This window comes from Halomonas sp. E19 (genome assembly GCF_052439355.1).
Lineage (GTDB): Bacteria > Pseudomonadota > Gammaproteobacteria > Pseudomonadales > Halomonadaceae > Halomonas.
In genome coordinates, this window is the sequence record NZ_JBNFWU010000001.1 from 3,535,655 (window position 1) to 3,556,545 (window position 20,891).

Sequence of the window (20,891 nt, forward strand, 5' to 3'; positions counted from 1 at the left end):
CCGTCAACTCACCTGCATCATACGATTGTCTGAATTAGCCCGCCCTGATGCAGGTTGACACTGGCAGCCTCATCCTCTTCAATAGCTACTCGATGATGCCGTGTGATGCTGGTGATAATTCCTGATCTCCCAGGCTGTCCCCATACGCATTTCACGAAGCCTTGCGTTAGGCGTAATGTGCTGATTTTTATCGGTTTTTTGGTGGTGTGACTTGTAATCAGTAGGTCCCGGGTTCGACTCCTGGTGCCGGCACCAACGGGATCAGCGCCGAATTGCAGAACAAGAAACCGCCCATCAGGCGGTTTTTTTGTGCTCTTCGCATGGGCACTACAACGGTATCCGAAGCCTTCGCTTCCTAGCTTCCCAGCTTCCCAGCTTCCCAGCTTCCCAGCTTCCCAGCTTCCCAGCTTCCCAGCTTCCCAGCTTCCCAGCTTCCCAGCTTCCCAGCTAACGTGCTGGTGAGCCGGCATCGACACCAAGCCTTGACCGGACATGCTTCTCCGTTGCCCTCGCTCAAGAGTGCTCAGCCCCAACGGGGACAAAGACGAGTGACTGGGTAGAAATTTTTATGCGGACAACAAATTCCTGCATAGTTGAAACCAAGGGAATCATCGCTGCAAGTTAGAAAAATGGTTCCTTGCTCTTTTTGAACGGTTCTATCTTATGGTTCTTATAATGCTGTTTTCCGGAAGGCGCTGGAAAATCAGAAAAAAGTTTTAAATATTTGTTCAGCATCACGATAGGCGATTTCGGCTGGAGCGGCAGGTGCCGACAGCGGGATGATTTCTTATAAGCTATAAGAATCATGGTGATAAAGCTCTGCTGGCTTTCCTCGCGGTCTCGTGGATAAGGTTTCGAGCGCCTGTTTGCTGTGCAGTATTTTCACTCCGTCAGGGTGCATCTTTCTTATAGGCTTTTGTCGATATTGTCCGTGGCATGCTGCTTGGCTACGGTAACAGGATAAATCAGCGGGCCTGGACCTCTGGCATGGATCCGTAAGCCTGTTGTCAAGAAGAATGCTGCAAGCGTGATGGCAGTCAATGGACTGGTTGTCATAGATATACAACTGGGGCGAAAATGAAAAATACTATAAACGCAGGGGAGCTTTTGTTTTCCCGTGGCTTTGCCTTGTACCCTAGCGGTGTTGGCGGTTCCAGTGCGGTGTGGCGTGATTTGCAAGGTTGGCATGTTCAGTCATTGGGGCCGTACACGCTTTGTTGTCACCCGCAGGCGAAATTAACAATCCATGCAGATGATGGGGCCGCGGTAATTCTTGTGGGCAACGCGGTCAATCCCTATACCCAGGAGCTGGAGCCTGAGATAGGAAGGCGTCTGCTGGAGTTTGTGCAACGAATGCCGGAGGGGCCTCGTCTTGCTGAAGAGGTCATCGGTTACATTAACCAGTTGACGGGTCGTTTCCAGCTGCTTCTCCTTAAAGGCAAGGAAGTTTTTGCTCTCTGCGATGCGGCGGCCCTCGCGCCCTTGTATTTCAATGCCAGCAAGAAAGGCTGTTGTTTCTCCTCGCACTCCCAGCTGATGGCAGAGCTTCTCGGGGCGGAGCGCGACCATGAGATGCAGGAGATTATCGAGTCCTCTTTCTACTCCTTGGGGCGCAGGCATCTGCCTGGATACAAGAGCCCTTACAAGAATGTGGAGTTGGTCGGCGCCAATGTTTATTACAGCACGCGGGAACAGAGGCGAGTAAGGTTCTACCCCTGTGAGCCATTGGTCCCGGATGCGTTGAGTTTTGAAGAGCTGGTCGAGGAGTCGGCCGATATCTTGAAGAGGTCGGCGCTTCTCTATCTAGAAAGTCGGCAGGTGCTGGTCAGCCTCTCGTTGGGGCAGGATAGTCGAATATCCCTTTCAGCCTTCCATGACTGGAACGAGAGAATTGGTACGTATTCTTATTGCGGCAATTCCGTTGAAACAGATGAAGCACGCAAGGTGCATTATTTTGCGGGTCAGGTTGGGGTAAGGCATGAAGTAATTAGAACGGATGAGGTCGGCGAGGAGGAGTGTCGTTTGTTGGCAGGTCTGCTGGATCGCTCGACGGCTTACATGCGCAAGCACAAGGTGTCGGAAATACGCAAGCTGGTTGCAATGTCGCATTGGTATCCGGCGGGGGCGATAGAAATCAAGGGGAGGCGTCGGAAATAGGCAGGGCTACCTATTCCAAGCGAACGGGAATTAGAAATTTCCCTGAGATTGATGTTCGTGCCATGAGCAATCTCTATAAGCGCGTGCTCTACCCTCGGCATTTGCTGAAGCGCATAGATAGCTGCTTCGAATCTTTCTCTGCTGAAGGAGGGTTCGGTTTCTCAAGACTAGGCTACAACGATTACGACATGTTTTTCTGGGAACATCGCACGGCCTGCTGCGTGTCGCTGGGCATGCAGGACCACGACTTCTACCATGATGCATCGGCATTGATGAATAACCGCTTGTTGCTGGACAAGTTCCTGATTCCTACGTTCGCGGATAGGCTGACCGATCGCATGCACCAGGCCGTATGCGAAAAGCTTTGGCCGGGAATACTTTCCGTCCCCACGTCACAAAGAAGTTCGGTAAAGGCAAGGGCAAAAGTGCTGATGGAAAATATTTTCTTCAGGGTCAACCGGTTCAATGCGAAGCCTGAAGCCTAGGCAGTGCCCCATGCTGGCAGCGGGATCGCGGCTTCGCGCTTGAAAGCGAAGCGCACCAGCACCATATCTCGGCTGCGAGGCCCCTTGGGGCCCGCGACGGCGCATGCCGTTGCACGAGCTAGGACTGAAACTGATCACGGATACACAGGAGGTGATTAGATGACAGTGCAGACTTCGTCCAGCCGTAAGCAGAAGCAGGTGACCGATTTCGTCGCTGCCGATACGCCCGCATCCCCGCTTCTTGGTGAACCAGGCCGCGTGCCGGATGCCTATCCCACCCGCCTGAGCCAGCCGCTCGACACCCTTTGGCTGCCGCGCCACGAACCCGTGGTGCGCGGCAGCGCCGACGAGGAGCCGCTGAGCCAGGCGCAGCTCGACGAGTTCGAACGCAAGGGCTTTCTGTTCGAGCCCAATTTCATCAGCGGGGAGGAGCTCGATGAGCTGCGTCGGGAGCTCGATGCCCTGCTCAGCCGCGACGACTTCCGCGGCCGCGACTTCAGCATCACCGAACCCGACAGCCAGGAGATCCGCTCGCTGTTCGCGGTGCATTTCCTGTCGCGACGCTTCGCCAGACTGGCTCGCGACGAGCGTCTCGTTGGCCGGGTGCGTCAGATCCTCGGCGGCGAGGCCTACGTGCACCAGTCGCGCATCAACTACAAGCCGGGCTTCGAGGGCAAGGGCTTCAGCTGGCACTCCGACTTCGAGACCTGGCACGCCGAGGACGGCATGCCGGCCATGCATGCGGTCAGCGCCTCCATCGTGCTGACCGACAACCACGAGTTCAACGGCCCGCTGATGCTGATCCCCGGCTCTCACAAGGTGTTCGTGCCATGCCTGGGCGAAACGCCGGACAACCACCATCGCCAGTCGCTCAAGCGCCAGGCGTTTGGCGTGCCGGGTCGCGAGGCGCTGCGAGAGCTGGTGGCGCGCCACGGCATCGAGGCGCCGAAGGGTGCCGCCGGTGGCTTGCTGCTGTTCGACTGCAACACGCTGCACGGTTCGAATGCCAACATGTCCCCGGACCCGCGCAGCAATGTCTTCTTCGTCTACAACCGGCGCGACAACGCCTGCGGTGCGCCCTTCGCCGCTCGCCGCAGTCGGCCTGCCTTCCTGGCCCATGCCCCCGACGAGGCGTGGCGCCCCGCCGGGTGACCGATTGCCGCTGGTTCGCGGAAGAGGTGGAACAGGGCGCATGGTGCGGTAGACTGTGAGGCTTGTCGTTGGAAAGCGGCACGCATAACGAGAAGGAGAAGACCCGCCATGCGCTTTGTTCCCCGTTTCACCGATGGCCAGGCGTTTCCCCATTCGCTCGGCAAGATCGTGTGCATTGGCCGCAACTATGCCGATCATGCCAAGGAGCTGGACAACCCGGTGCCCAGCGAGCCGCTGCTGTTCATCAAGCCGGCCACCAGCGCGGTGCGCTTCGATGAGCCCCTGGAGGCCTTTCTCGCGGGGCGAAGTGCATTACGAGGCGGAGCTGGCACTGCTGATCGGCGAAACGCTGACCCATGCCACCACGGACGAAGCCGAGCGTGCCATCGTCGGCATCGGCCTGGCGCTGGATCTCACCCTGCGCGACGTGCAGACCCGCCTGAAGGAAAAAGGGCATCCCTGGGAAATCGCCAAGGCGTTCGACGGGGCCTGCCCGCTATCGGACTTTCTCCCGCTGAGTCGCGTCCCCAACTGGAATGCGCTGAGCTTCGAGCTGGAGATCGACGGGGAGCTGCGCCAGCACGGGGAGGGTTCCGACATGCTGTTCCCCATTCCCATGCTGGTGTCGGAGATGAGCCAGCACTTTACCCTCGAGCCGGGCGATGTGATCCTGACCGGCACGCCGCAGGGCGTGGGCGAGCTGCCTCGTGGCGCCAAGCTGCGCCTGACCCTGACCGGCGGGCTGGAAGTGACCGGCCAGGTCAGCGAGTGAGGCCCAGGCGCGTTTCTCTCAGGCTTGGGTGAGTCGCCGGCTGGCCCAGACAGAAAACGCCCCTTCGGCAAGGCCGAAGGGGCGTTTCTCATCTTGGGGCTCGTCTTATTCCAGGTAGGTGTAGCCCTGCAGCCCGGCCGAAAGGTCGTCGAGGAAATGCGCCTGCTCCTCGGCCGGCAGCCCGCTGTCGGCCAGCTGGCCGGCGAGCCGGTCGCGCAGTACCTTGGCGTCGAAATTGACGTAGGCCAGCACGTCGGCCACACGGTCGCCCTGCTGGGCGTGGCTCAGCACCCACTGGCCGTCCTCCCCCAGGGCGGCGTCCACTGAATCGGTATCGCCGAACAGGTTGTGCAGGTCGCCCAGGATCTCCTGGTAGGCGCCGACCAGGAAGAAGCCCAGCAGGCGCTCCTCGTCCTCGTGCCACTCCGGCAGGGGCAGGGTGGTCTCCACGCCCTGGCCATCCACGTAGCCGTCGATGCGGCCATCGCTGTCGCAGGTGATGTCCTGGATCACGCCGCGGCGGGTCGGCTCGCGATGCAGGCCCGTGAGTGGCAGCACGGGAAAGATCTGGTCGATGCCCCAGACGTCGGGCACCGACTGGAACAGTGAGAAATTGACGAACAGCTTGTCGGCGAGCTTCTCGGCCAGCTCGTCGATGATCTCCCGGTGGGCCCGGTTGCGGCTGTCGAGGCGTTCACGCAGGCGCGCGCAGGCGGCGAAGTAGACGCCCTCGGCCTCGGCGCGCACGGTGATGTCGGCCAGCCCCATGATGAAGCGGTCGTGCAGTTCGCTGACTGCTTGCAGCAGGTCGTGCCAGGCCTCGACCAGTTCGCGCGGCTCCACTTCGCCCTGCACCAGGTCGTGGACCCGCCACAGCTCGTCGAGCTGGGGGTCGTCCTCGGCCTGGCGTGCAGGGCCTCGTCGTTGACCCGCTCCTCGCCGATCACGTTGGCGATCAGCACCGCATGGTGGGCGGTCAGGGCTCGCCCTGACTCGCTGATCAAATGCGGGTGGGGGATCTCTGCCTCGCTGCAGGCCTGGGCGAAAGCGCTGACCACGTTGCGCGCATACTCGCGCATGGAATAGTTGATCGAGCAGAAGCTGCGCGAGCGAGTGCCTTCGTAGTCGATGCCCAGGCCGCCGCCGACGTCAACGGTATCGATGGGCGCGCCCAGGCTCAGCAGGCTCTGGTAGAAGCGGGCGCATTCACGCAGGCCGAACTGGATGTCGCGGATGTTGGCGATCTGCGAGCCCAGGTGGAAATGCACCAGCTGCAGGCTGGCCAGCGAACCGGCCTCGCGCAGGCGCTCCACCACGGCGAGCATCTGGCTGGCGGTGAGACCGAACTTGGACTTCTCGCCGCCGGTGTCCTGCCACTTGCCCATGCCCACCGAGGCCAGGCGGGCACGCAGGCCGATACGCGGGGTGACGCCGAGATTCTCGGCCTCCTCGAGGATCAGCGGCAGCTCGGAGAACTTTTCCACCACCAGGTAGACGCGATGGCCGAGCTTCTCGCCCATCAGCGCCAGGCGGATGTACTCGCGGTCCTTGTAGCCGTTGCAGACGATCAACGAGGGGCCGTCGCCGGAGAGTGCCAGCACGGCGAGCAGCTCCGGTTTGCTGCCGGCTTCGAGGCCGACCCGGCCGTGGCCGCGCTCGCGGGTGGCGAGGATCTCCTCGACCACGCGGCGCTGCTGGTTGACCTTGATCGGGTACACGGCGGTATAGCCACCCTCGTACTCTTCTTCGCGCATGGCCAGATCGAAGGCGTCGCACAGCTGCTCGACGCGGTCATGGAGGATGTCGCTGAAGCGTACCAGTACCGGCAGGCGCAGGCCGGCTTCGCGCAGCTGGTCCACCAGCGGGGCGAGCGGCAGGGCCGGCCCTTCGGCCTCGCTGCCAAGGGGCGAACCAGGGCATGGCCACTGTCATCGACGTCGAAGTATCCGCTCCCCCACTGGTCGATGTTCCAGGTGCGGCGGGCACGCTGGGCAGGACCATTGGTCGTTCCCGTGGTTAGGCTCATGTGTGACTCGCTTCGGGCAGGGGCAGGGCGCCGTGGTGCAGGCGTGCCGTGAGGATGGTATGGAACTGCGCCGGGTCGTGGGGGTCAGGTCGTGGGCCGGCGGGTCCACGTAGACCACCAGCAGCCGCGACAGCCAGTAGCGCAGGGCGGTCATGCGCAGCATCGTCGGCCATGCCTCGCGCTCGGCGCTGGTCAGCGGCCGGCGTGCCTGGTAGGCGCTCAGCAGCGTGTCGTGTCGCGCGGGGTCGAGGCGGCCGTCGGGGCCGGAGGCCCAGTCGTTGATCACGATGGCCAGGTCGAACAGCAGGTCGCCGGTGCAGCCGTTATAGAAGTCGATGATGCCGCCCAGGCGGTCATCCTCGAACAGGGTGTTGTCGCGGAACAGGTCGCCGTGCAGCGCGCCCTGGGGCAGCTCGGGGGCGCTGCCGAACACCTCCTGGTAGAGCTCCACCTCGTCCTTCATCAGGGCCTGGTCCTCGGGCGAGAGGTAGCCCAGCACCTTGTGATGCATAGCCGTCAGCCAGTTCAGGTCACGCGGATTGGGGCGATGTCCGGGGAAGTGCTGCGAGACCAGGTGCAGGCGGCCGAGGGTGTCTCCCAGGATGCGGCACTGCGCCAGGCTGGGCGCCATGGGGTGCTTGCCGGGCAGGCGCGGGAACAGCAGTGAGGGCTTGCCAGCCAGGCTGTGCAGGGCGACGCCTTCCCGGTCATGCACCGGCCCCGGCACCGGCAGGCGGTGCTCGTCGAGATAGTCGAGCAGTTCGACGAAGAACGGCAGCTCCTCGTGCTCGCCCTGCTCGAATAGGGTCAGCACCAGCTCGCGCCGGTCAGTGGTGATGAAGAAGGTGCTGTTCTCGGTGCCGCCGGCGACCCCTGCAGGGACACCAGGCTGCCGACATCGAAACGCCTGAGAAACTCCGCGACCTGTGCGTCGCTCAACGGGGTGAATACGGCCATGTGTCTCTCGCCCAGGTTGCCAAGCCGCCTATTGTAGCGACTTGGCTCATCGATGCACGCCCGTGGACATGTTTCGACGTACCTGGAACCGCCAGACGGTGCCGGGGCTCACCAGCGGATCAGCACCCAGTGCGGCACCGCCACTCGATCACCCTCCTGACGCACGAAATTGCCGTCACCGTCGTGGTCGACGAGGAAATAGCCGGGCCCTTGGCTTGGGCGTATCTCGATGGCGTAGAGCTGGCCGTTGACCCGGTATTCGCGGATGGTGCGGTCCTGCTCCTGGCGAATGGTGATATCGGGCGTGATATCGGTCGAGCTCTGGGCCAGGGCGGGTGCGGTCGATGCCAGGCCAAGCCCGAGGGCAAGCAGGGTGACAGCCAGAAGGCGAGGATAGGCGTTCATGTTGGCCTCCGAAGACCATGCGGCGATCGTGACACCGGCAGGCGCTGGCCTGATCCCCTCACGAAGCGTTCGTCCGCGAGAGTTTCATCAGCCCGCCGGGCCAATGCCTCCCAGTGTATGCCGTTGGACAGCACGATCCCATCGATGGCGGCATTTGCGATGCGCAATGCGTATCATGGCTGATCAGGATCACATTTTCTTGCACAGACCCAACGGATGCCCGATACATGGCCGACACGCCTATCGTTCTCGTCGACGGTTCGTCCTATCTCTACCGCGCCTTCCATGCCCTGCCGCCGCTGACCACTTCCAGCGGCCAGCCCACCGGTGCGATCAAGGGCGTGCTCAACATGCTCAAGCGGCTGATCAAGGACTACCCCGACAGCCCCATGGCGGTGGTTTTCGACGCCAAGGGCAAGACCTTCCGGGATGAGCTTTTCGAGCAGTACAAGGCGCAGCGTCCGCCGATGCCAGACGACCTGCGCAGCCAGGTGGAGCCGCTTTACGCCTGCGTGCGTGCGCTGGGCCTGCCGCTGCTGTGCGTCGAGGGCGTGGAGGCCGACGACGTGATCGGTACCCTGGCACGGCTTGCCACCGAGGCCGGCCGCGACGCGGTGATCTCCACCGGCGACAAGGACATGGCGCAACTGGTGAATGCGCACATCACCCTGGTCAACACCATGAAGGACGAGACTCTAGACGTGGCCGGGGTCGAGGCGAAGTTCGGCCTGCCACCGGCGCTGATCATCGACTTCCTGGCGCTGATGGGCGACAAGGTCGACAACATCCCCGGGGTGCCGGGGGTGGGCGAGAAGACCGCGCTGGGCCTGCTGCAAGGCATCGGCGGTGGGCTCGATGCCATCTACGCCGACCTGGAGCGAGTCAAGACGCTCGACTTTCGCGGTGCCAAGACGCTGCCCAAGAAGCTGGAGGAGCATCGCGAGATGGCCTATCTCTCCTACCAGCTGGCGACGATCAAGACCGACTGTGAGCTGCCGGTGGGACTCGACGACCTCGACATTGCCCACCCCGACCGCGAGGCGCTCAAGCGGCTCTATGCCGAGCTCGAATTCAAGGCCTGGCTGTCGGAGCTGCTCGAAGGGCGTGACGAAGGCGTCGACGACGTGGCCGGCGGCACGGCCCCGGCGCATCGGCCGATAGCCCGCCGATGGTCTCGCAGGCTGCGGGCGACGATGTGCCGGCCGGCGTGCCGCTGTGCCACAACCACCTGATACTGACCCAGGCCGAACTCGACGAGTGGCTGGCGCGGCTAGGTAAATGCGAGGCCTTCTGCTTCGACCTCGAGACCAACAGCCTCAACTACATGGACGCCGAGATCGTCGGCGTGGGGCTGGCGCTCGCGCCTGGCGAGGCGGCCTACGTGCCGCTGGCCCACGACTATCTCGACGTGCCCGACCAGCTCGACCGAGCTGCGGTGCTCGCCGCCCTAAAGCCGCTGCTGGAGGACCCCTGCCGCGGCAAGATCGGCCAGAACCTCAAGTACGACATCTCGGTGCTGGCCAACTATGACATCCAGGTGCGCGGGCCGCTGACCGACACCATGCTCGAATCCTACGTGCTCAACTCCACTGCCACCCGCCACGATATGGATTCACTGGCGCTGAAGTACCTCGGGCACAAGACGGTGAGCTTCGAGGAGATCGCCGGCAAGGGGGCGGGCCAGCTCACCTTCAACCAGATCGCCTTCGAACAGGCCGTGCCCTACGCCTGCGAGGACGTCGACGTGACCCTGCGGCTGCACCGTGCGCTGCGCCCGCGCATCGAGGCAGAGGGGCGCCTGGCCGAGGTGCTGGACACCCTCGAGCGGCCGCTGATCCCGGTGTTGTCGCGCATCGAGCGTACCGGCGTGGCGATCGACCCGGAGCGCCTGCATGCCCAGAGCCGCGAGCTGGCCGAGCGTATCCGCGAGCTGGAGAGTCGCGCTTTCGAGCTGGCCGGGCGCGAGTTCAACCTCGGCTCACCCAAGCAGCTCGGCGAGATCCTGTTCGAGGAGCAGAAGATCCCGGTGCTCAAGAAGACGCCCAAGGGAGCGCCCTCCACCGCCGAGGCGGTGCTCGAGGAACTGGCGCTGGACTACCCGCTGCCCAAGGTGATCATGGCGCATCGCGGCCTGGCCAAGCTCAAGTCGACCTATACCGACAAATTGCCGCGGCTGGTCAACAGGCGCACCGGCCGGCTGCACACCAGCTATCACCAGGCGGTCACCGCCACCGGGCGACTGTCGTCGAGCGACCCCAACCTGCAGAATATTCCCATCCGCACCGAGGAGGGGCGCAGAATTCGCCAGGCCTTCATCGCCCGGCCCGGCTACCGCATCGTCGCCGCCGACTACTCGCAGATCGAGCTGCGCATCATGGCGCATCTGTCCGAGGACGCGGGGCTGCTCACCGCCTTCGCCGAAGGGCGCGACATCCACACCGCCACCGCCGCAGAAGTGTTTGGCGTGGCGCTGGAGAGGGTCTCGGGCGAGCAGCGGCGCAGCGCCAAGGCGATCAACTTCGGGCTGATCTACGGCATGAGCGCCTGGGGCCTGGGCAAGCAGCTGCACATTGAGCGCAACCAGGCACAGACCTATATCGACCGCTACTTCGACCGCTACCCCGGCGTGGCCCGCTACATGGACCGCATTCGCGCCCAGGCCGCCGAGGACGGCTTCGTCGAAACCGTGTTCGGTCGGCGTCTCTACCTGCCGGAGATCCGCTCGCAAAACCGCGCCCGGCGCCAGGGCGCCGAGCGCACCGCGATCAACGCGCCGATGCAGGGTACCGCGGCGGACATCATCAAGCGTGCCATGATCGAGGTCGACGGCTGGCTGCAGGAGAGCGCCTTCGATGCCTGCATGGTCATGCAGGTCCACGACGAGCTGGTGTTCGAGGTGGCGGAGGGGCAGGTCGATGAGTTTATCGGTGAAGTGAAGGCGCGCATGCAGGCTGCCGCCGAACTCAGCGTGCCGCTGATCGTCGAGGCCGAGAGTGGAGTGAACTGGGACGAAGCCCACTAGCCCTTCCGCTTGTGACGCTGCTCTCTCCTTCCCCATGCTAGTTCAATAAAAAACGCCACCGCGGCTGCGGTGGCGTTTTCGTTTCAGGCTTGCCGGCTAAGGCTTAGCGCCAGCCGGCGCGGTCGGAGACGCGTACCGCCTCCGGGTTGTTCTCGCCCAGGATGCTGATGTTGAGCTCGTCCATCTTCAGTTCGCCCCAGGACTTGAGCGTCTCGTCCATGTTCACGCCGCTGACCACCGGGTACTCGTAGTTGCCGGCAGCGAAGATCTCCTGCGCTTCGTCGGAGGCCAGGAACTCGAGGAAGCGGATCGCATTCTCGCGGTTCGGTGCCGTGGCGACGACGCCGGCGCCGCCGACGTTGACGTGGATGCCGCGGTCATCCTGGTTGGGGAACAGGATGCCGACCTTGGCCGCGACCTCGCGGTCGGCCTCGTTATCGGAATTGATCAGGCGTACGTAGTAGTAGTGGTTGGCCACGGCCAGGTCGCACTCGCCGGCGGCGACGGCGCGAATCTGGTCGGTGTCGCCGCCCTCGGGCTGGCGTGCCATGTTGTTGACGATGCCCTTGGCCCACTCCTCGGCGCCTTCCACGCCGTGGTGCTCGATCATGGCGGCCATCAGCGACTGGTTGTAGATGTTGTTCGACGAGCGAATGCACACCTCGCCCTGCCAGCGCGGATCGGTCAGATCCTCGTACGTGCTGATCTCGCTGGGGTCGACGTTCTCCGGGTTGTAGAAGATCGCCCGCACGCGCTGGCTGAAGCCGAACCACTTGCCTTCCGGGTGTCGCATGGATTCCGGCAGGCGCTCGGCGAGCACCTCGGATTCGACGCCCTGGAAGATGCCTTCCTGCTCGGCGCGCCACAGGCGGCCAGCGTCGACGGTAATCATCACGTCGGCGGGGCTGGCCACGCCCTCGCGCTGGATACGCTCGATCAGCTGATCGGAGTCGCCTTCCAGCAGGTTGATCTTGATTCCGGTCCGCTCGGTGAAGGCCTGGTAGAGCTGCTCGTCGACATCGTAGTGGCGTGCCGAGTAGAGGTTGACCTCGTTGGCTGCTACGGTAGTGGCAAAGGCTGAGCCGGCAAGTACGGCGGCGAGCGGAGCGACGAGACGATGATGACGCATGGAGTGACCTCGCGGACCTGATGGAGTGGGTGAGTCGAGTTAATGATAATGCTTTGTATTACGTTGAGCGCTATTGAAGCGCTTCCCGATTTGGCCGTCAAGCCTCCAGCGCAGAGTTCCAGGCGTCCGCATGCAAGCCGCTCACGCCGGACTGACCCGAAGCAAGAAAATGTGGAAAAGGTGGCAAATGCGATTAAATTTCAAACGTGTTTGCTGGACATTTCGGGTAGGATAAGGCCTACCCATTCTTGACCAAGTCGCCTGCCCTATGACTAGCCAATCGAAGCCAATGGACGTTGCACACTCGCCCTACCGTCAGCCCTCCGCGCTGACCATGGAAGGCGTGCATCACACTTTCGGAAGCCTCGCTGCCGTCAAGGGCGTCGACCTGGACGTGGCGCCGGGCGAGGTGGTCTGCCTGCTGGGGCCCTCGGGCTGCGGCAAGACGACCCTGCTGCGCATCGCGGCGGGGCTTGAGGTCCTGCAGCAGGGCCGGGTGACCCTGAACGGCGGCGAGATCGCCGTGCCCAAGGGGCGCCACGTGCCGCCGGAGAAGCGCAATGTCGGCCTGGCCTTCCAGGACTCGGCGCTGTTTCCGCACCTCACGGTGCTCGAGAACGTCACCTTCGGGCTGAAGCACGAGCCGGCGCGCCAGCGCCGCGAGCGAGCCCTTGCCCTGCTCGAGCAGCTTGGCATGGCGGCCTATGCCGACACCTACCCGCACATGCTCTCCGGCGGGCAGCAGCAGCGCGTGGCGCTGGCGCGCGCGCTGGCACCGGCCCCGCAGCTGATGCTGCTCGACGAACCCTTCTCCAGCCTCGATGCTCGCCTGCGCGATCGCATCCGCGACGACACCCTGCACGTGCTCAAGAAAGTCGGCGCTGCCACCCTGCTGGTCACTCACGACCCCGAGGAGGCCATGTTCATGGCCGACAGAATCGCGCTGATGCGCGACGGACGAGTGGTCCAGATGGGTACGCCGCGCGAGCTCTACTGCGCGCCCTGCGACCCCTTCGTGGTGGCTTTCTTCGGTGAGGTGAACGAGCTTGAAGGCGTCGTGCAGGGAGGGCGGGTGCAGACCCCGGTGGGGTCGGTGGAGGCCGGCTGGCTAGCGGAGGGAAGCCGGGCGCAGGTGATGATCCGCCCCGAGGCGCTGCGCATCACCGAGCACTTCGAGCCTTCGCCGGAGCACCGCTATAGCCATGTGATCATGGCCAAGCTGCTCGGGCGCAGCAGTCTGCTGCATATCTGCGCCCACGGCGAGGATGGCAGCGAAGCCCACCTGCACGCCCGCGTTCCCGGCGTGTTCCTGCCCGCCGAAGGGCAGCGGGTGGACATTCACCTCGATCTCTCCCAGGTCTTCGTCTTCCCGTCACCGGCTGCCTGAGCCGGGTCGGGAGCGGCGCATCGCCATGCTCAGCAGGATCACCGGCAGGATGCCGACGATGACGATGGCCAGCGACGCCGTCGACGCCTCGGCGAGGCGCTCGTCCGACGCCAGGCTGTAGGCCCGCACCGCCAGGGTGTCGAAGTTGAAGGGGCGCAGGATGATGGTTGCCGGCAGCTCCTTCATCACATCGACGAAGACCAGGATGCCGGCGGCGATCAGGCTGCCGCGCATGATCGGCGTATGCACGCGCTTGAGCGTGCCGGCCGGGGTCTGACCCAGGGTGCGCGAGGCGGCGTCCATGCTCGGCGTTACCTTGCCCAGGCTCGCCTCCACCGTATTGAACGACACCGCCAGGAAGCGCACCACGTAGGCGTAGACCAGGATGAACGCCGTGCCGCTGAAGATCAGCCCCACGATCTTGCCGTAATTGGCGTGCAGCCAGGTGTTGAGGGTGCTGTCGAGCCAGGCGAAGGGAATCAGGATGCCCACCGCGATCACCGAACCCGGAATGGCATAGCCCATCGAGGCGATCCGCGTGGCGATGCGGGTCAGCGGGCTGTCGTGCAGGCGTACGCCGTAGCTCAGTATCACCGCCAGCCCCACCGCGACCACCGAAGCGATCACCGCCAGCAACAGGCTGTTCCAGGCAAAGTCGAGGAAGCGAGTGCCCAACAGGGCGTCGCCCTTGGCGATGGCCATCTGCAGCAGCAGGCCGCTGGGAACCAGGAAGCCGATCAGCACCGGCAGCACGCAGGCCAGGAAAGCGCCGGCGGCGCGCCAGCCGTGCAGGCGATACTCCGGCAGCTGCTGATAGCGGTTGGTGGTGTGGAAGTACTTGCGCTTGCCGCGCGACCAGCGTTCGAGCAGCACCAGCAGGATCACGAACAGCAGCAGGCAGGCGGCCAGCTGGGCGGCGGCCACGGGTTCGCCCAGGCCGAACCAGGTGCGATAGATGCCGGTAGTGAAGGTGTCGACGCCGAAGAACTGTACCGCGCCGAACTCGTTGAGCGTCTCCATCAACACCAGCGAGACCCCGCCGACGATGGCCGGGCGCGCCAGCGGTACGGCCACGGTGGCGAACAGTCGCCAGGGTCCGCGCCCCAGGGTACGGCCGACGTCGAGCACGCATACCGATTGCTCGAGGAAGGCGGCCCGGGCCAGCAGGTAGACGTAGGGGTAGAGCACCAGGGTGATCAGCGTGGCGGCACCGCCAAGCGAGCGGATGTTGGGGAAGTAGTAGTCGCCGCGCCCCCACTCGAAGAATTCACGCAGCCAGGTCTGCAGCGGCCCCGAGAACTGCAGGAAATCGGTATAGGCATAGGCGATCACGTAGGTGGGTACCGCGAGCGGCAGCAGCAGCGCCCATTCGAAGATCCGTCGCCCGGGGAAGCGGCACATCACCACCAGCCAGGCGGTGCCGGTGCCGATCACCATGGTGCCTAGCCCCACCGTCACGGCCAGATAGAAGGTGTTGCCCAGATAGCGTCCCAGCACGGTACTGACGAGATGCTGCCAGACGCCCTCGGTCGGCATGAAGATATGCGCCAGCACCACGATCACCGGCAGGGCGACGAACAGGGCGACAGTGAGGATCAGCAGCGTCCAGGGGCTGAGTCGACGTGACACGCCGGCAAGCGCGGTAGTTGCGGGTCGGAACAAGCGAGAACTCCTTCACTGGCCGGGGTGACAGCGCAGTAATGCGAGGCGGTGACGATTGGAAATGATATCAGTTGCTGCATTTGGCTGCAGCTCGGCCAGCTGACGGACATCAATAAAAGGCGCCCGCATCGAGCGATGCGGGCGCCAGTGGCCGGCGGCAGTGGCGGTGTGCTACGAGCTACGAGTAGCCGAGCAGCGCCGAAGGCAGACCCGTCACCAGCACCGGGAAGAACGCCATCAGCAGGCACGCCAGCAGGATCAGCGCCACGAACGGCACCACCGCCTTGTACAGGTCGACGATCTCCACCCCTTGGGCGCCACCCCTTGAGGTAGAACAGCGCGTAGCCGAACGGCGGGGTGAGGAACGAGGTCTGCAGCACCACCGCCACCATCACCACGAACCACAGCACGTCGACGCCCATCTGGCTGACGATCGGCAGCATGATCGGGAAGCTCAGCAGCACGATGCCGGTCCAGTCGAGGAACATCCCCAGCAGGAACACCAGGAACAGCATCAGGATCAGCGCCCCGGTGGTGCCGCCGGGCATCGCCAGCACCAGGTCGCTGATCACGGTCATGCCGCCGCCGCGGGAGAACACCCCGGTGAAGGCGGTAGCGCCGACCAGCACCAGCATCACCATGGTGGTGGTCTTGCTCGCCTCGATCAGGGTGTTGAAGCAGGTCTTGAGCTTGCGATCGCCGAAGATCAGGAACAGCAGGAAGGCAATGCCCACGCCGATGGCCGAGGCCTCGGTAGCGGTGGCGATGCCGGTGAACAGTGCCCCCAGCACGCCCAGGATCAGCGTCATCGGCGGCAGCACATACTTCACCAGCATCATCAGCAGCTGGCCAGTGGAGACGTCGGCACGCTCCTCGGCGGGCACCACCGGGCCATAGGCCGGCTTGATCAAGCAGATCACCAGCACATAGAGGGCGTACATGGCGCCCAGCATCAGCCCCGGCACCAGGGCGCCGGCGAACAGTGCGCCCACCGACACCGGCGAGTAGCTGGCCATCAGGATCAGCATGATGCTGGGCGGGATCAGGATGCCCAGGCAGCCGCTGGCCATGATCACCCCGGTGCTGAGCTCCTTGTTGTAGCCGTACTTGAGCATCGGGGCCAGCGCGATCATGCCCATCACCGCGATGGAGGCGCCGACGATGCCGGTGGTGGCGGCAAGCAGCACCGAGACGATGACCACCGTCAGCGCCAGGCCGCCGCGCAGGTTGGCCAGCAGCAGGCGCATGGCCTCGAACATCTTCTCGGTCACGCCCGAGTCGTTGAGGAAGCGCGCCATCAGCACGAACAGCGGGATGGCGACCAGGACATAGTTGTCCATGGCGTTGCCGTAGATATTGTTGATGATGGTGCCGAGCACGCGCTCGCCGGGGCCCAGGTAGGCGCCGATCACGGCTACGCCGCCCAGCACGAAGGCCAGCGGATGGCCCATGAACAGGCCGATCAGCAGCCCGCCGAACATCACCAGGGTGAGCAGTTCGGGACTCAGGTTCATGCGGCTCTCTCCTCCCGCAGCTGCTGGATGGCACGAATCACGATGGCAACGGCCTGGAGCAGGATCAGGAAGGCCGCCACCACGATGACGCCCTTGACCGGATAGACCGGTAGCGACACCACGCCGTAGGTGGTCTCGAGGCGGCTGTAGGAGCGCATGAAGAAGCTCCAGCCGAACGTCAGCAGCATCCAGATGAACGGCACGAAGAAAATCAGGTAGCCGAGGATCTCGAGCACCGCCTGCTTGCGCCGCGCGAGCAGGCGCTTGAGCACGTCGACCTCGACGTGAGCGTGATGGCGCAGGCCGTAGGCGGCCATCAGCATGAAATGGGCGCCGAACAGCATCTTGGTGATGTCGAAGGCCCAGTCGCTGGGGCGACCGGTGAAGAAGCGCAGCGCTATGTCATAGAGAACGATCAGCGTGATGACGGCGATCAGGGGCGCGATGAGCCGCCCGAACAGCTCGTTGAGCGTATCGATCGCCTTGGCAATCGCATTCATGGAAAGTCTCCGACGTCGGAACGAAAGCCGCCCCGGCAGTGGGGGCCGGGGCGGCAGGCATGTGCCTTACAGGCAGGCTTCGATCTCTTCCAGAGACGGCAGGTTGTCCATGGTGCGGCTCATGTTGAACGGTGCCGAGATGTCACGCCAGCTAGCGTAGTGCTCCAGGTAACTGATCATGGAGTGGTAGACCTTGGCGTGGTCCGGGTGCTCGCAGGCGCCGCGCACGATTACCTGGTTGGTGATCTCCTGGATGCGCGCCAGCTCTTCGTCGGCCAGCTGGTTGATCTGCACCCCGGCTTCGATGAAGTTTTCAGTGCCTTCGGTGGAGCCGCGCTCCGACCAGGCCAGCGACCAGGCCATGGTGGCATCGGCGGCGATCTTCAGCTTCTCCTGAGTCTCCTCGGAGAGGGCGTCCCAGGCATCCTTGTTGATCATCACCCCGAACACGCTGGCTGACTGGTGCCAGCCGGGTACGCTCCAATGCTCGACCACCTCGGCGAAGCCGGCGTTGTAGTCGACGCCCGGCGTGGAGAATTCGGCGGCATCCACCACGCCGCGCTCCACCGCCTGATAGATCTCGCCGCCGGCCAGGTTGACCTGGGAGCCGCCGAGCTGCTCGAGCACGCGGCCCTGGTCACGCCCGGAAAGGCGCAGGCGCTTGCCGTCGAGGTCGGCCAGGCTCTGGATCGGCGTGCGGCCCATGAAGCCGGACTCATTGTTGGTGATGCCGTAGGGCAGGTAGACCATGTTGTACTGGCCGTAAATCTCCTGGTAGAGATCGAAGCCACCCCACTGCTGGATCCAGTTCAGGTAGTCCACCCCGTTGAACAGCATGGTGGTGGTGGCCAGCGGAGAAAATGCCGGGTTGCGGCCGGCCCAGTAGCCGGGCCAGTCGCCGGCGGCTTCGATGCTGCCGGTCTCGGTGGCGTCGAACACTTCGGTTGCGGGCATCAGCGTGCCGCCGGCGCGGAATTCGATCCGCACTTCGTCACCGGCCAGCTTGTTGACCAGGTCCGCCCAGTGGCGGTCGATCTGGATCAGATCCAGATTGTCGGGCCAGGTGGAGGTCATGGTCCAGCGCTCCTGCGCCTGGGCGGAAGTAGCGAAAGCCGCCAGGGCAATACCGGCGGCCAGGCCGGTCAGCGCAAACCTTGTCTTCATCGTCATGTCATGCTCCCGTTGTGGATCTTGTTGTGCGTATGGCAAGGACAGCCCGCGAACTGCATCGGCATGGCGGCGAGGCGGCGCGGCACCGTGCAGCCTGCGGTGGCAAGAACAAGCTAGCATGGCCAAGCCGCCGGTAGCGATATCTTGCACGGGCCGCTGTTCAACCCTGGTGCGCTCCGCCGTGCAAGTGGTCAGACCACCATGTGCCCAATGAAAATCAACATGTTGCTGTATTTTAAGAAAACCTGTGATGAACTGGCACAGGGCAGGGTGGTGTGTCGAGCGCAGAGGCTAAGACCAAAGTCTAGGAGGTACGGCAGGAACGCCGTTGCTGCTCCCTGTCGGCCGGAAAAAGACAACCCAAGCGTATGGGAGGGCGTGGATGACCCCACGGGCTTGCGCCGACATCCTGCAGTGGACGGGCGAGCTGGCGTCTCGCGGCTGGCGCGGCCTGCTGTGGCTGGCTGCCGACGAAGAAGAGGCCGAGCGCCGGGCGGCGGCGCTGTGGCAGGCCGGTGGCTGGCGCTCGCCCTGCTGGATCGCAGCGCAACCGCCCGCGACGATGCCGTCGGTGCAGTGGCTGCCGCCCGGCAAGGCTCGCTCCCGGCTGGGCGGGGAGCACGACCTGCTCGTGTTCGATGCCCAGGCGGCGTCTCCCTTCGATGCGGACGCCTTCGGTGCCCTGAGCGGAACGCTGCGGGCCGGCGGCCTGCTGGTGCTGCTGACGCCGCCCGGCTGGGCCCTGGAGGGTGCCGCCCAGCAGGCGGCCAAGCTGACCTCTACCACCGCCGGCTTGCCCGGCGGCTAGCCGAAGCCGAAGCGGTGGCGCACTGGCACGGCGATGCGCCCCTGCGGCTGCCTGCGCTGTCCGCCGGCGTGGCGCCGACGGCATCGACGCCGCCGGGCGGCTGCGCCACGCCCGACCAGGCCGAGGCGGTGCGCGGGCTGGTCGGGCTGAAGCGCCGCCGTCCGCTGGTAATCACTGCCGACCGCGGGCGCGGCAAGACTGCGGCGCTGGGCATCGCCTGCGCCCGGCTGCTCGAGGCTGGCGAACGCGAGATCCTTGTCACCGCGCCGCGGCTCGAATCGCTGGCCGCCCTGTTCGAACGCCTGGCGGTGCTGCGCCCCGAGGGCGCCTGGCAGCCCCCGTGCTTTGTCGATGCCGGCGGCGGGCGGGTGGTATTCGTCGCCCCCGATGCGTTGACCGCCCGGGTTGAGTGTGGCGAGGCCGGAGGGGCGGGTACGCGGCTGCTGGTCGACGAGGCCGCTGCCATTCCCGCTGCGCTGCTGGGGCAGTGGCTGGCGGCATTTCCACGCATCGCCTTTGCCACCACCGTGCACGGCTACGAAGGGTCGGGGCGCGGCTTTGCCCTGCGCTTCCGCGACCGTCTTGCCCGCCAGGCTCCCGACTGGCGTGAGCTGCACCTCGACACCCCGGTGCGCTGGGCGCCCGGCGACCCGCTCGAACGCCTGGTGGCGCGGCTGCTGCTGCTCGACGCCGAGCCGCCGCCCGCCGCCGACGCCGCGGAGCCGCTGGCCTGCCGCCAGTGGCGCGGTGCGGAGCTGGTGCGTGAGGAGGCGACCCTGCAGGCACTGTTCGGCCTGCTGGTGCAGGCCCACTACCGCACCACCCCCGGCGACCTGTGCCGCCTGCTCGACGCGCCCGACCTGAGCCTGACGACCCTGAGTGCGGCCGGGCAGGTCCAGGGTGTGATGGCCTGCAGCGACGAGGGGGCTTCGACAGCCGGCTGGCGGATCAGGTGGCCCGCGGTGAGCGCCGCCTGCCGGGGCACCTGCTGGCGCAGTCGCTGGCGGCCCATGCCGGCTGCCGCGATGCGCTGACCGCCCGGCTGCGGCGCATTCAGCGCATTGCCGTACATCCGGCGCGGCGCCGTGAGGGGCTTGGTGCACGCCTGCTGCAGGAGGCCGGCGAGGCGGCCCGGCATGAAGGCATCGATTTGTTGGGGGCGAGCTTCGGTGCCGAACCGGGGCTGATCGCCTTCTGGCAGGCCCAAGGTTTTCGTGCGGTACGGCTGGGGCTCTCGCGCGAAACCTCTACCGGCGAGCACGCCCTGATGGTGGTGCGGCCGACCAGTGCCGGCGGTAAGGCCCTGGCCGAGCGGCTGGCCGAGCGCTTCCACCGCCTGCTGCCGGCGCTGCTGGCGTTCGAACTGCGCGGGCTGGAGCCTCGGGTGGCGGCGGCTCTGCTGGGCGAAGGGCCGGCGCCCGAATTGAGCGACGTCGACCGCGAGGCGATCGCCGACGTCGCCTGGGGGCGGCGCGAACCGGCGCTGGCACGCCCGGCGCTGCAGACACTGCTGCAACACGCGGCGCGGCGCGGCGAGTGCGACCCGGTGCTGCCCTGGCTGGTGGCCTGGGCCTTCCAGGGGCGCGATACCGACTGGCTGGGCGCACGGCTGGGCGCGAAAGGGCGCCGCGACGTGCACGATCGGCTGCGTGCCGGTATCGCCCACCTGGCCGAGCCACAAGGCATCGTGCGGGCTTTCCCAGCGCGCGGCGGCTAGGTAAGGTAAGCCGGATACCCTGCTGAAG

12 protein-coding genes and 5 pseudogenes are annotated in these 20,891 nt (G+C 64.9%); 9 read left to right on the forward strand and 8 right to left on the reverse strand.

Going from position 1 to position 20,891, the window contains the following annotated elements:
* The first annotated feature begins 1,077 nt into the window (after positions 1-1,077).
* The 4 genes and pseudogenes from ACUDAL_RS18580 to ACUDAL_RS18595 all read left to right on the forward strand — a co-directional run bounded on the left by ACUDAL_RS18580 (position 1,078) and on the right by ACUDAL_RS18595 (position 4,566).
* The gene (locus ACUDAL_RS18580; RefSeq protein ID WP_444679168.1) at positions 1,078-2,157 is read left to right on the forward strand and encodes a hypothetical protein; all 1,080 of its coding nucleotides are present in this window, start codon (positions 1,078-1,080) and stop codon (positions 2,155-2,157) included.
* 62 nt (positions 2,158-2,219) lie between these two features.
* The gene (locus tag ACUDAL_RS18585) at positions 2,220-2,642 is read left to right on the forward strand and encodes a hypothetical protein (RefSeq protein WP_444679169.1); all 423 of its coding nucleotides are present in this window, start codon (positions 2,220-2,222) and stop codon (positions 2,640-2,642) included.
* A 159-nt stretch (positions 2,643-2,801) separates the two neighbouring features.
* Positions 2,802-3,794 (forward strand): ectoine hydroxylase, encoded by a 993-nt coding sequence (thpD, locus tag ACUDAL_RS18590; RefSeq protein ID WP_444679170.1) that lies wholly within the window; start codon positions 2,802-2,804, stop codon positions 3,792-3,794.
* Between the two features lie 108 nt (positions 3,795-3,902).
* Positions 3,903-4,566 (forward strand): annotated as a pseudogene (locus tag ACUDAL_RS18595) (fumarylacetoacetate hydrolase family protein).
* 105 nt (positions 4,567-4,671) lie between these two features.
* Here ACUDAL_RS18595 and speA read toward each other — a convergent pair.
* From speA to ACUDAL_RS18610, 3 genes and pseudogenes are all read right to left on the reverse strand, one after another.
* Positions 4,672-6,592 (reverse strand): annotated as a pseudogene (speA, locus tag ACUDAL_RS18600) (biosynthetic arginine decarboxylase).
* Positions 6,589-7,549: pseudogene (locus ACUDAL_RS18605) on the reverse strand (homoserine kinase). Before ACUDAL_RS18605 ends, speA begins: the two co-directional pseudogenes overlap by 4 nt.
* Positions 7,550-7,657: 108 nt before the next feature.
* Positions 7,658-7,954: a DUF2782 domain-containing protein gene (locus ACUDAL_RS18610; RefSeq protein WP_444679171.1), complete on the reverse strand. Its 297-nt coding sequence runs from the start codon at positions 7,952-7,954 to the stop codon at positions 7,658-7,660.
* Positions 7,955-8,181: 227 nt separating this feature from the next.
* On the opposite strand from ACUDAL_RS18610, the pseudogene polA reads away from it, so the two are divergent.
* A pseudogene (polA, locus tag ACUDAL_RS18615) lies at positions 8,182-10,976 on the forward strand (DNA polymerase I).
* Between the two features lie 103 nt (positions 10,977-11,079).
* Here the strand turns inward: polA and ACUDAL_RS18620 are convergent.
* Positions 11,080-12,105 carry a Fe(3+) ABC transporter substrate-binding protein gene (locus tag ACUDAL_RS18620; RefSeq protein WP_444679172.1) on the reverse strand — a complete coding sequence of 342 codons (1,026 nt, stop codon included), beginning with the start codon at positions 12,103-12,105 and terminating at the stop codon, positions 11,080-11,082.
* Positions 12,106-12,373: 268 nt separating this feature from the next.
* Here ACUDAL_RS18620 and ACUDAL_RS18625 point away from each other — a divergent pair, with 268 nt between their 5' ends.
* Positions 12,374-13,492, forward strand: a complete 1,119-nt coding sequence (locus ACUDAL_RS18625; RefSeq protein ID WP_444679173.1) for an ABC transporter ATP-binding protein — start codon at positions 12,374-12,376, stop codon at positions 13,490-13,492.
* On the opposite strand, the gene ACUDAL_RS18630 is transcribed toward ACUDAL_RS18625, so the two are convergent.
* The 4 genes and pseudogenes from ACUDAL_RS18630 to dctP form a co-directional block, all read right to left on the reverse strand.
* The gene (locus ACUDAL_RS18630) at positions 13,478-15,154 is read right to left on the reverse strand and encodes an ABC transporter permease (RefSeq protein WP_444679174.1); all 1,677 of its coding nucleotides are present in this window, start codon (positions 15,152-15,154) and stop codon (positions 13,478-13,480) included. The genes ACUDAL_RS18625 and ACUDAL_RS18630 overlap by 15 nt on opposite strands.
* Before the next feature lie 178 nt (positions 15,155-15,332).
* Positions 15,333-16,668: pseudogene (locus ACUDAL_RS18635) on the reverse strand (TRAP transporter large permease).
* Entirely contained in the window at positions 16,665-17,168 is a 504-nt protein-coding gene (locus ACUDAL_RS18640; protein ID WP_444679175.1) for a TRAP transporter small permease subunit, read from the reverse strand. Before ACUDAL_RS18640 ends, ACUDAL_RS18635 begins: the two are co-directional and overlap by 4 nt.
* A 66-nt stretch (positions 17,169-17,234) precedes the next feature.
* A complete protein-coding gene (dctP, locus tag ACUDAL_RS18645; RefSeq protein WP_444679436.1) occupies positions 17,235-18,332 on the reverse strand; it encodes a TRAP transporter substrate-binding protein DctP in 1,098 nt (365 codons plus the stop codon).
* Between the two features lie 388 nt (positions 18,333-18,720).
* Here dctP and ACUDAL_RS18650 point away from each other — a divergent pair, with 388 nt between their 5' ends.
* Genes ACUDAL_RS18650 through ACUDAL_RS18660 form a run of 3 tightly spaced genes read left to right on the forward strand, consistent with a single transcriptional unit; the run spans position 18,721 to position 20,863 of the window.
* Entirely contained in the window at positions 18,721-19,146 is a 426-nt protein-coding gene (locus tag ACUDAL_RS18650) for a hypothetical protein (protein ID WP_444679176.1), read from the forward strand.
* A gap of 14 nt (positions 19,147-19,160) precedes the next feature.
* Positions 19,161-20,180, forward strand: coding sequence for a hypothetical protein (locus tag ACUDAL_RS18655; RefSeq protein ID WP_444679177.1), 1,020 nt, complete (start codon positions 19,161-19,163; stop codon positions 20,178-20,180).
* Positions 20,099-20,863, forward strand: coding sequence for a GNAT family N-acetyltransferase (locus tag ACUDAL_RS18660; RefSeq protein WP_444679178.1), 765 nt, complete (start codon positions 20,099-20,101; stop codon positions 20,861-20,863). The genes ACUDAL_RS18655 and ACUDAL_RS18660 overlap by 82 nt, the downstream gene beginning before the upstream one ends.
* The last annotated feature ends 28 nt before the right edge of the window (positions 20,864-20,891 follow it).

Coding starts and splice junctions, on each gene's coding strand:
- ACUDAL_RS18580 (WP_444679168.1), top strand. CDS start 1,078: ATGAAAAATACTATAAACGCAGGGGAGCTTTTGTTTTCCCGTGGCTTT.
- ACUDAL_RS18585 (WP_444679169.1), top strand. CDS start 2,220: ATGAGCAATCTCTATAAGCGCGTGCTCTACCCTCGGCATTTGCTGAAG.
- thpD (WP_444679170.1), top strand. CDS start 2,802: ATGACAGTGCAGACTTCGTCCAGCCGTAAGCAGAAGCAGGTGACCGAT.
- ACUDAL_RS18610 (WP_444679171.1), bottom strand. CDS start 7,954: ATGAACGCCTATCCTCGCCTTCTGGCTGTCACCCTGCTTGCCCTCGGG.
- ACUDAL_RS18620 (WP_444679172.1), bottom strand. CDS start 12,105: ATGCGTCATCATCGTCTCGTCGCTCCGCTCGCCGCCGTACTTGCCGGC.
- ACUDAL_RS18625 (WP_444679173.1), top strand. CDS start 12,374: ATGACTAGCCAATCGAAGCCAATGGACGTTGCACACTCGCCCTACCGT.
- ACUDAL_RS18640 (WP_444679175.1), bottom strand. CDS start 17,168: ATGAATGCGATTGCCAAGGCGATCGATACGCTCAACGAGCTGTTCGGG.
- dctP (WP_444679436.1), bottom strand. CDS start 18,332: ATGAAGACAAGGTTTGCGCTGACCGGCCTGGCCGCCGGTATTGCCCTG.
- ACUDAL_RS18650 (WP_444679176.1), top strand. CDS start 18,721: ATGACCCCACGGGCTTGCGCCGACATCCTGCAGTGGACGGGCGAGCTG.